The following is an 8,975-nucleotide window of genomic DNA, read 5'->3' as shown; positions in this document are numbered from 1 at the left end:
GGGCGTGAAGGTGCGCGGGTCCTCGGCATTGATACGGCATTCGATGGCGTGGCCGTTGAACTTGATGTCCTCCTGCCGGACCGAGAGACCGCCGCCGGAGGCGACACGGATCTGCTCGTGCACGAGGTCGATGCCGGTGATCGCCTCCGTCACCGGATGCTCGACCTGCAGGCGGGTGTTCATTTCGATGAAATAGAACTCGCCGTCCTCATAGAGGAATTCGATGGTGCCGGCGCCGGAATAGCCGAGATCGGCGACGGCCTTGGCGCAGATGCCGCCGATGCGCGCGCGTTCCTCGGCGTTGAGCGCGGGCGAATTCGCCTCTTCCCAGACCTTCTGGTGGCGGCGTTGCAACGAGCAGTCGCGCTCGCCGAAATGGACGCCGCGGCCGGCGCCATCGCCGAACACCTGCAATTCGATGTGGCGCGGCTTCTCCAGGTATTTTTCGATATAGACGGCGTCGTCGCCGAAGGCGGCGCCGGCTTCCGACTTTGCCGTCTGCAGGGCGATCTCGAGGTCGGCCTCGCTGCGCGCCACCTTCATGCCGCGCCCGCCGCCGCCGGCCGAAGCCTTGATGATGACGGGGTAGCCGATCTCGGCGGCGACGCGCTTGGCTTCCTTCTCTTCGCTGATCGCGCCGTCGGAGCCGGGAACGACCGGAATGCCCAGGCGCTTTGCGGTACGCTTGGCCTCGATCTTGTCGCCCATGATGCGGATGTGGTCGCCGGTCGGGCCGATGAAGGTGATGTTGTGGGCGGCGAGGATGTCGGCAAACTTGGCGTTCTCCGACAGGAAGCCGTAGCCCGGATGCACCGCGTCGGCGCCGGTGATCTCGCAGGCGGCGACGATCTGGTGGATGTTGAGATAGCTGTCGCGTGACGGCGGCGGGCCGATGCACACGCTCTCGTCGGCCAGCCTGACATGCATCGCGTCGGCGTCGGCCGTCGAATGCACCACCACGGTCTGGATACCGAGCTCCTTGCAGGCGCGCAGCACCCTGAGGGCGATTTCGCCGCGATTGGCGATGAGGATCTTCTGGAACATTCCCGGCTCTATTCGATGACGACGAGAGGCATGCCGTATTCGACCGGCTGGGCGTCCTCGAACAGGATCGCCGTCACCGTGCCGGCGCGCGGCGAGGGGATCTGGTTCATCGTCTTCATCGCCTCGATGATCAGCAGCGTCTGGCCCTCCTTGACCTTCTGGCCGATCTCGATGAACGGCTTGGCGTCCGGCGAGGGCGCCAGGTAGGCGGTGCCGACCATTGGCGAGGGCACCGCGTTCTTCGACTGGTCGGCGGCCGGCGCCGCGGCGGCCGCCGCCGCGGACTGCGCCGGGGCTGCCGCCGGCGCATAGGCGGCCGCGGGAGCCGCCACCGCGTGCACGGTCTGCGCCTGCCGCGACACGCGCACCTTCAGGTCACCGAGCTCGACCTCGATCTCGGTGAGGTTGGTGTCGTTCAGTATGCCCGCCAGATCGCGGATCAGCTGCTGGTCAACACCGGTCTTCTTTATAGACATTTTCGAGCCTTCTGTTTGTTGGCCGGTCACAGGCGTGCCGCCAGCGCCTGCAGCGCAAGCGTGTAGCCGAGCGGCCCGAACCCGCAGATCATGCCGACGGCGACCGGCGCGACCATGGAGACGTGGCGGAACGGTTCCCGCGCATGGATGTTGGAGAGATGGACTTCGGCGACGGGCAGCGGCGCGACAGCGCGGATGGCGTCGTGAATGGCAATCGAGGTGTGGCTGTAGGCGCCCGGATTGATGACTATGCCAGCAGCCTTGTCGCCGGCTTCGTGGATCCAGTCGACGAGGTCGCCCTCATGGTTCGACTGACGGAAATCGATCTCCAGCCCAAGGTCGGCGCCTGCCTTCTTGCAGTCGTCATCTATGGCGGCAAGCGTCTTGCCGCCATAGATGCCGGGCTCCCGCTTGCCGAGCGCGTTCAGGTTGGGACCGTTCAGGACGAAAACCGTTTTCAAGAATGCCGACCTTTCCCGGCGCCGGCCCCAAGCCGGCGCACTGGGCCTCTATAATGGGCATAGACGCCCGCGAAAAGAGCGCAAGTGCGTTCTTTCGCTGTCCACAACAGGCGGAAAACCGCCTGCCGCAAGGGCCCGACGGGGGTCAGAGCGCGGCCTTCGCCGCCTCGATCTTTTCGGTCAGGACGTCCTTTCCGAGGGCGCCGAACACCACCTCGTTGCCGACCACATAGGAGGGGGTGCCGGTGATCGACAGCTTGGTGGCAAGATCATAGGTGCGGGCCAGCGCCTCGTTGATGCTGGGATCCTTCATTTTCTCGCGCAGCTTGGCCTCGTCGGCGCCAAGCGAGACCGCGGTCTTGATGGCGATCGACTCGGTGGCGCGGCCCTGGCCGCCGAGCAGCGCGGTGTGGAAAGCGCCATACTTCTCCGGCATCATCAGGTGGAAGGCCATGGAGACGACGCTGGCCTTCTGCGAATCCGGGCTGAGGATCGGGAATTCCTTGAGCACGAAGCGCAGGTCAGGGTCGGCCTTGGTCAGCGCCTGCATGTCCTCGATGGCGCGTTTGCAGAAGCCGCAATTGTAATCGTAGAACTCGACGATGGTGACCTTGCCGTTCGGGTTGCCGACGATGCCGTCGAAGGTGGAGTTGAAGATCTCGTCCTTGGCGTTCTTGATGACGCCGAGGGCGGCAATGCGCTGCTCTTCCTTCTGCTTGGCCTCGAGCGCGTCCTGGACCTCGAGCAGCACTTCCGGGTTCTTCAGCAGATAGTCGCGGATAATGCCTTCCACTTCCTTGCGGTCGATTTTGGTGTCCGGGGACGCGGCCTCGGCGACTTGCGCCGTATCGGCCTTTGCCACCTGCGGATTTCCGGCGGCGAAGCCGACCGCCAGCATGGCGAGGGCCGCCACCGCCCCCGTCGTGCCAAGCAGGATTGCCTTGTTCATGATCCTCGATCCCTTTTGCCTGTTGCGGTCCGCTTCAGTTACCTGGCGCGGCCGGAAGGTTCACTTGGTTTTGCCCGAAGGCGCGTAGTTTATGATATCCTGGGCGCGAAGCCAGCCCGGCTCGCCACGCTTCATCTTCTGCTGCGCGCGCATGGCGAAGATCTTGGCGTTCCTGTAATCGCCGGAATAGAAATGGCCTTCGGCGGTGGCGAGATCGGCCGCCGGAATCTCGCCGAGCTCACCATAGGCCTGCGCCAGGTAACGGTAGCCGGCGGCGTTTTCCTTGTCGCGTCCGAGACCGTTGCTGATCTGCGCGGCCGCCTTCTTGAGCGATTCCGGCGTGCCGATCGCCATCAATGCCTGGCCAAGCGAGACCGGCAGCAGTCCCGATTTCGCCGGATCGAGGCTGACCGCCTTGGCGTAGGCGTCAGCGGCGTCCTTCGGCTTGTTCGCCTTCATCAGTATGTCGCCGCGCAACTCCTGGAAGTAAGGGTTCTTCGGCTGTTCCTTGATCAAGGCGGCGGTCTTGGCGAGCGCGGCATTGAGGTTGCCGTACAAATAGGCGATCTGCGCATCGCCATAACGCGAGGCGAGGCTGCCCGGGTTCTTGCGCATCAGACGCGAGGCGGCCGCCTGTCCCTGCATGTAGACGGCGATCTTGATGCGCATCATGTCATGCCGCTGCTGCAGCGCCGGCGGATCGAGCTTGTTGACGTAGGGGCTTTGCTTGACCAGCGTTTCGAGGTTGGCGATGCGCTCCTGCGGCATCGGATGGCTGATGCGGTAAGGATCGACCTGGGTGCCGGACAGCGACAAGGCGCTCTGGAAGCGGGAAAAGGTCTTCAACATGCCCATGCCGGACTGGCCGGTGGCGTTGAGATAGGTGATCGCCGAGCGGTCGGCGGTCGTCTCCTCGGTGCGCTGATAGGCGAGGATGCTGCGCTGCGCCATCTCGCCGCCACCCGCCGCGACACCCATGCCGGCGCCGGCGAGGCCCCGGCTGTTGGTGGTGGCGCCGGCCACGATGGCGCCGGCGCCGAGCAGCGTGGCGATGATCGCCATCGTCTTGGCGCGCTCGAGCTGGTCGCGCAGCTTCTGCTGGTGGCCGCCGGCGATATGGCCGGCTTCATGGGCCATGACGCCGATGATCTCGTTGGGCGTTTCCGCCGTCATCAGCGCGCCGGTGTTGATGAACATGCGGCGCCCGGTAACGAAGGCATTGAAGCTCGGATCGTTGACCAGCACGATATCGATGCCGTCATTGGCAAGGCCCGCCGCCTTGAAGATCGGCCGCGCATAGTCGCGAACCAACGCCTCGATCTCGGCGTCGCGCACGATAGGCACGTTTTGCGCAAACGCGCCGACCGAACCGGAGATCGCGACGGCGGCGGCAAGCAAAAGCGTGACGAAGCCGCGCGCGGTTCCTGCAATGGTCGATCTGGCAGTGGTCGATCTGGGTCGGCTCAACATGACAGGTCCACTGGTAGACGAGCGGGCGAAGGATGAAAAGTCGGCACCGAAAACTTCCTGCGCTTGTGATCCCCACATCAATCGGGCATTTGTGCGGCGCTGCCAGGGCGGATCCTGGCGTGTTGGATTTGAAAATGGTTGTTTCGCTTTCGCGCCGTGGCGAGGTCGAGCCGTTCCACGCCATGGACATCCTGGCCGAGGCCAACCGGCTGAAGGCGACCGGCGTGCCGGTGGTTTCGATGGCGGTCGGCCAGCCGTCTGACCCGGCACCTTCAGGTGTGCGGCAGGCTGCCGCCGCGGCCTTGAAGGTCGGCCGTATCGGCTACACCGATGCGCTGGGCCTGGCGGACCTGCGCCAAGCGATCGCCGGGCATTATGGCGAACATTACGGCCTCGATGTCCCGGCCAGCCGAATCGCGGTCACCACAGGGTCGTCCGCGGCCTTCAACCTGGCTTTCCTGGCGATGTTCGACCCGGGCGACCGCGTCGCCATCGCCGCGCCCGGCTATCCGGCCTATCGCAACATCATGGCCGCGCTGGGCATCGAGATCGTCGAGGTCGAGCTTGGCGGCGATGCCTATCTTCATGCCGAGCATCTGAGAACCGCGCACCGCGAAAGGCCGCTAAAGGGGGTGCTGTTCGCCAGTCCGGCCAATCCGACCGGCGCCGTAATCCCGGCCGACGAGCTCGCCGCGCTGGTTTCGACGGCGGAAGAACTCGGCATCGCCGTTATTTCCGACGAGATCTATCACCGGCTCGCCTATGCCGCGCCGGACACGACAGCGCTCGCCTACGGATCGGGCGTGACGGTGATCAATTCCTTCTCGAAATACTATTGCATGACCGGCTGGCGCATCGGCTGGATGGTGCTGCCGGAAGCGCTGGTGCGCCCGGTCGAGCGCGTCGCCCAGAGCCTCTATATTTCGCCGCCGGAACTGTCGCAGATCGCCGCGATCGAGGCGTTCAAGGCGACAGAGGACCTGGAAGCGGTGAAGGCGCGCTACGCCTGGAACCGCGAGCTGTTGATGAAGCGCCTGCCGGAACTGGGCTTCGCGCTTGCCGCACCGATGGACGGCGCCTTCTACGCCTTCTGCGACGTCACAAGGCACACCAATGACAGCATGGCCTTCGCGCGTCGCATGCTTGCCGAGGCGCATGTGGCGGCAACGCCCGGCCGCGACTTCGATCCGCTTCAAGGCCATCGCACGATGCGCTTTTCCTATGCCGGCAGCCACGACGACATGGTCGAGGCGATGGCGCGCATCGAGCGCTGGCTGAAATAGCGGGGACGTCATGCCGGAACTCGAACAGGCGCTCGCCGAAGTCGCCGCCGAAATGGCCGAGCGCACGGACCGCGGGGACGTCGCCACCTACATCCCGCAGCTTGGCAAGGTCGACCCGAGGAAGTTCGGCATCGCGGCGGTCACCAATGACGGCCGCGTGCTGCTCGCCGGCGACGCCGAAGAAGCCTTCTCGATCCAGAGCATCTCCAAGGTGTTCACGCTGACGCTGGCGCTCGGCAATGTCGGCGATGCGCTGTGGCAGCGTGTCGGACGTGAGCCGTCGGGCAATCCGTTCAACTCGATCGTTCAGCTCGAGCATGAGAACGGCATTCCGCGCAATCCGTTCATCAATGCCGGCGCCATCGTCGTCTCGGACATATTGCTGGCCGGCCACCAGCCGCGCGAGGCGATCGGCGAAATCCTGCGCTTCATCCAGTTCCTGGCCGACGACGAGACGATCATCATCGACCGCGAGGTCGCGGCCTCCGAACGCGCCACCGGCTACCGCAACTTCGCACTTGCCAACTACATGAAATCCTTCGGCAATCTCCACCATGCGCCGGAACTGGCGCTGGGCGTCTATTTCCATCACTGCGCCATTGCCATGAGCTGCCGGCAACTGGCGATGGCCGGTCGCTTCCTGGCCAATGGCGGCAAGAACCCGGCAACCGGACATTCGGTGGTGTCGGCCGAGCGCGCGCGCCGCATCGGCGCGATGATGCTGACCTGCGGCCACTATGACGGCTCCGGCGATTTCGCCTTTCGCGTCGGCATCCCCGGCAAGAGCGGCGTCGGCGGCGGCATATTGGGGATCGTGCCGGGCGTCGCATCGCTCGCGGTCTGGTCGCCGGGCCTCAATGCCAACGGCAATTCCAAGCTGGGCTCGATCGCGCTGGAGAAGCTGGCGAGGATGATGAACTGGTCGATCTTCGCGCCTTAGCGATCTTCGCGGCTTAGCGCCGCCGGATCCTTGCGCCCAGAAGATCCTGGCGCCCAAGCAAAAATCCCGCGTCGTGCACGACGCGGGATTTTTTTGTCAGAAAATCAGTCCAAGCAACTGAAAAGCTTAGAAGAAGCCCTTGCGCTGCCACCAGCCGGCGCGCTTCGGCTTGTCCTCGGCCTTGGCTTCGTCGCTGACGCTTGACGAGATCACCGGCACGACGGGAGCATCCACCGCCGCCGGCTTGCGCCGGTTCGAGCGGACCGATGCTTCTTCCTCGGACGCTGCCGGAGCGGTAGCGGCTGGCGCCGGCTCGACCGGTGCCGGGTCCTTGACCGGGGCTTCCGTCACGACCTCTGCCACCGTCTCGGCGGCAACTGCCTCCACGGCCTTCTTCGATCTCGATGCACGCTTTGGCTTCTTTGGCTTCTCGGTGCTTGGGGCGTCGTCATTGGCGGGAGCAGGCACGGGCGGCTCCTCGACGGGTACAACTGCCACGGGTTCGGCTGTGACAGCCTCGGCTTCCGGCGCGTCGGTCTCGATGCCGTCGGCTTCCTCGCCGGCAGCCGCGTCAACGCCTTCGCCCTCTTCGCGTCGATTGCGCTTGCCGCCGCGCTTGCCGCGCCGGCGCTTCTTGCCGTGACCGTCATCCGCTGCCTCTGCCGCCTCGGCAATGCCTACCGGAGCCTCGTCGCCCGCTTCGATCGCTTCGTCGCTTGCGGTGGCGGGGACGCCATCGGCCGGAGCCGGCGCGGAAACAGCGTCCGCATGGGCGCCATGCTCCCGTTCGCCGTGTTCGCGATCGCGATCCTTGCCGCCGCGCCGCCGGCGGCGCTTGCGGCGCTTGCGGTCACGGCCTTCGCCGTCCTCGCCGGACCTCGGCTGCGGTTGCTGCTGCTGGGGATGGCGCGGCTGTTCGGCCTGGGCGGCGGGTGCCTCGTCTTCGTCCTCGATGACGATCTCGTCCTCGGGCTCCTCCGGCTCGACATAGGTCGGCAGGCTGCGCGCTTCGACGAAGCCCTCCGGCTTTTCGGCGATCGCGCCGCGAAAGATCGCATAGTGCTGCGCGCCGACCGTATCGTCGGCCTCGATGGTGATGGTCAGGCCGAAGCGGCTTTCGAGCTCCACCAGCGTGCCGCGCTTGTGGTTGAGCACGTAGAGCGCGGTCGCGGACGGCGTGCGCACCGTGATGTGGCTGCGCGAATCCTTGAGCAGGAATTCCTCGATCGCCCTGACCACCATCAGCGCCACCGAGGAGTCGGAACGCACGTGGCCGGTGCCGCCGCAATGCGGGCAGGGCTTCATGGTCGATTCCAGCACGCTGGCGCGGATGCGCTGGCGCGACATCTCCATCAGGCCGAAATGCGAGATGCGGCCGACCTGGATGCGGGCGCGGTCGTTCTTGAGGTGATCCTTCAGCCGCTTCTCGACGGAGCGGTTGTTGCGGTTCTCCTCCATGTCGATGAAGTCGATGACGATCAGGCCGGCAAGGTCGCGCAGCCTGAGTTGCCGGGCGACTTCCTCGGCCGCTTCCAGATTGGTGTGGAGCGCGGTGTCCTCGATCGAGTGCTCCTTGGTGGAGCGGCCCGAATTGACGTCGATGGAGACCAGCGCCTCGGTCTGGTTGATGATGATGTAGCCGCCGCTCTTCAGCGTCACCTGCGGCTGCAGCATGCGATCGAGCTGCGCCTCGATGCCGTTGCGCACGAAGATCGGCGTCGTGTCGCGATAGGGCTGAACCACCTTGGCGTGGCTCGGCATCAGCATGCGCATGAAGTCCTTGGCCTCGCGATAGCCGTCCTCGCCGGAGACCAGGATCTCGTCGATGTCCTTGTTGTAGAGGTCGCGCACCGAGCGCTTGATCAGGCTGCCTTCCTCATAGACCAGGGCAGGGGCCGTCGACTGGAGCGTCAGGTTGCGGACATTTTCCCAAAGCCGCATCAGATACTCGTAGTCGCGCTTGATCTCGGCCTTGGTGCGGCTCTCGCCGGCGGTGCGCAGGATAACGCCCATGCCCTGCGGCACTTCGAGATCGGCCACGACCTCCTTCAGACGCTTGCGATCCTGGGCGTTGGTGATCTTGCGCGAAATGCCGCCGCCGCGCGCCGTGTTCGGCATCAGCACCGAATAGCGGCCGGCCAGCGACAGATAGGTGGTGAGCGCGGCGCCCTTGTTGCCGCGCTCTTCCTTGACCACCTGCACCAGAAGGATCTGGCGGCGCTTGATAACTTCCTGGATCTTGTACTGGCGGCGCACCGGCTTGCGGCGGTTGCGGACTTCTTCCAGCGCATCCTCGGCGCCGACCGATTCGATCTCGTGGTCGTCGGGATGCGAGGACTGCACCTCTTCCAG

General features: G+C 65.3%; 8 protein-coding genes. 2 read left to right on the top strand and 6 right to left on the bottom strand.

Features of this window, described 5'->3' with window-relative positions:
- The 5 genes from EN738_RS25095 to EN738_RS25075 all read right to left on the bottom strand — a co-directional run.
- Positions 1-1,044, bottom strand: a 1,044-nt coding sequence (locus tag EN738_RS25095) for an acetyl-CoA carboxylase biotin carboxylase subunit (protein ID WP_145966923.1), incomplete at its 3' end; no start/stop codon positions are given.
- An 8-nt stretch (positions 1,045-1,052) separates the two neighbouring features.
- Positions 1,053-1,520, bottom strand: coding sequence for an acetyl-CoA carboxylase biotin carboxyl carrier protein (gene accB / locus EN738_RS25090; protein ID WP_127286058.1), 468 nt, complete (start codon positions 1,518-1,520; stop codon positions 1,053-1,055).
- A 26-nt stretch (positions 1,521-1,546) separates the two neighbouring features.
- Positions 1,547-1,981, bottom strand: coding sequence for a type II 3-dehydroquinate dehydratase (aroQ, locus tag EN738_RS25085; RefSeq protein ID WP_127286057.1), 435 nt, complete (start codon positions 1,979-1,981; stop codon positions 1,547-1,549).
- Positions 1,982-2,126: 145 nt separating this feature from the next.
- Positions 2,127-2,930 carry a DsbA family protein gene (locus tag EN738_RS25080; RefSeq protein WP_127286056.1) on the bottom strand — a complete coding sequence of 268 codons (804 nt, stop codon included), beginning with the start codon at positions 2,928-2,930 and terminating at the stop codon, positions 2,127-2,129.
- 60 nt (positions 2,931-2,990) lie between these two features.
- Positions 2,991-4,400: a M48 family metalloprotease gene (locus tag EN738_RS25075; protein ID WP_127286055.1), complete on the bottom strand. Its 1,410-nt coding sequence runs from the start codon at positions 4,398-4,400 to the stop codon at positions 2,991-2,993.
- 134 nt (positions 4,401-4,534) lie between these two features.
- Here EN738_RS25075 and EN738_RS25070 point away from each other — a divergent pair, with 134 nt between their 5' ends.
- Together EN738_RS25070 and EN738_RS25065 are read left to right on the top strand one after the other, a co-directional pair.
- Complete coding sequence (locus EN738_RS25070) at positions 4,535-5,683, top strand: aminotransferase class I/II-fold pyridoxal phosphate-dependent enzyme (protein WP_127286054.1); 1,149 nt, start codon at positions 4,535-4,537, stop codon at positions 5,681-5,683.
- Between the two features lie 10 nt (positions 5,684-5,693).
- Complete coding sequence (locus EN738_RS25065; protein ID WP_127286053.1) at positions 5,694-6,623, top strand: glutaminase; 930 nt, start codon at positions 5,694-5,696, stop codon at positions 6,621-6,623.
- 126 nt (positions 6,624-6,749) lie between these two features.
- Here the strand turns inward: EN738_RS25065 and EN738_RS25060 are convergent.
- Positions 6,750-8,975, bottom strand: a 2,226-nt coding sequence (locus EN738_RS25060) for a ribonuclease E/G (RefSeq protein WP_145966922.1), incomplete at its 5' end; no start/stop codon positions are given.

The sequence above is a fragment of the Mesorhizobium sp. M4B.F.Ca.ET.017.02.2.1 genome, from assembly GCF_003998955.1.
Lineage (GTDB): Bacteria > Pseudomonadota > Alphaproteobacteria > Rhizobiales > Rhizobiaceae > Mesorhizobium > Mesorhizobium abyssinicae.
Note: the sequence above shows the minus strand (reverse complement) of the source record. Positions and strands in the feature narration are given on the sequence as shown.

What these genes read in the sequence shown, in the direction of transcription:
- accB (WP_127286058.1), bottom strand. Translation starts at nt 1,520, where the DNA reads ATGTCTATAAAGAAGACCGGTGTTGACCAGCAGCTGATCCGCGATCTG.
- EN738_RS25065 (WP_127286053.1), top strand. Translation starts at nt 5,694, where the DNA reads ATGCCGGAACTCGAACAGGCGCTCGCCGAAGTCGCCGCCGAAATGGCC.
- EN738_RS25080 (WP_127286056.1), bottom strand. Translation starts at nt 2,930, where the DNA reads ATGAACAAGGCAATCCTGCTTGGCACGACGGGGGCGGTGGCGGCCCTC.
- EN738_RS25075 (WP_127286055.1), bottom strand. Translation starts at nt 4,400, where the DNA reads ATGTTGAGCCGACCCAGATCGACCACTGCCAGATCGACCATTGCAGGA.
- EN738_RS25070 (WP_127286054.1), top strand. Translation starts at nt 4,535, where the DNA reads ATGGTTGTTTCGCTTTCGCGCCGTGGCGAGGTCGAGCCGTTCCACGCC.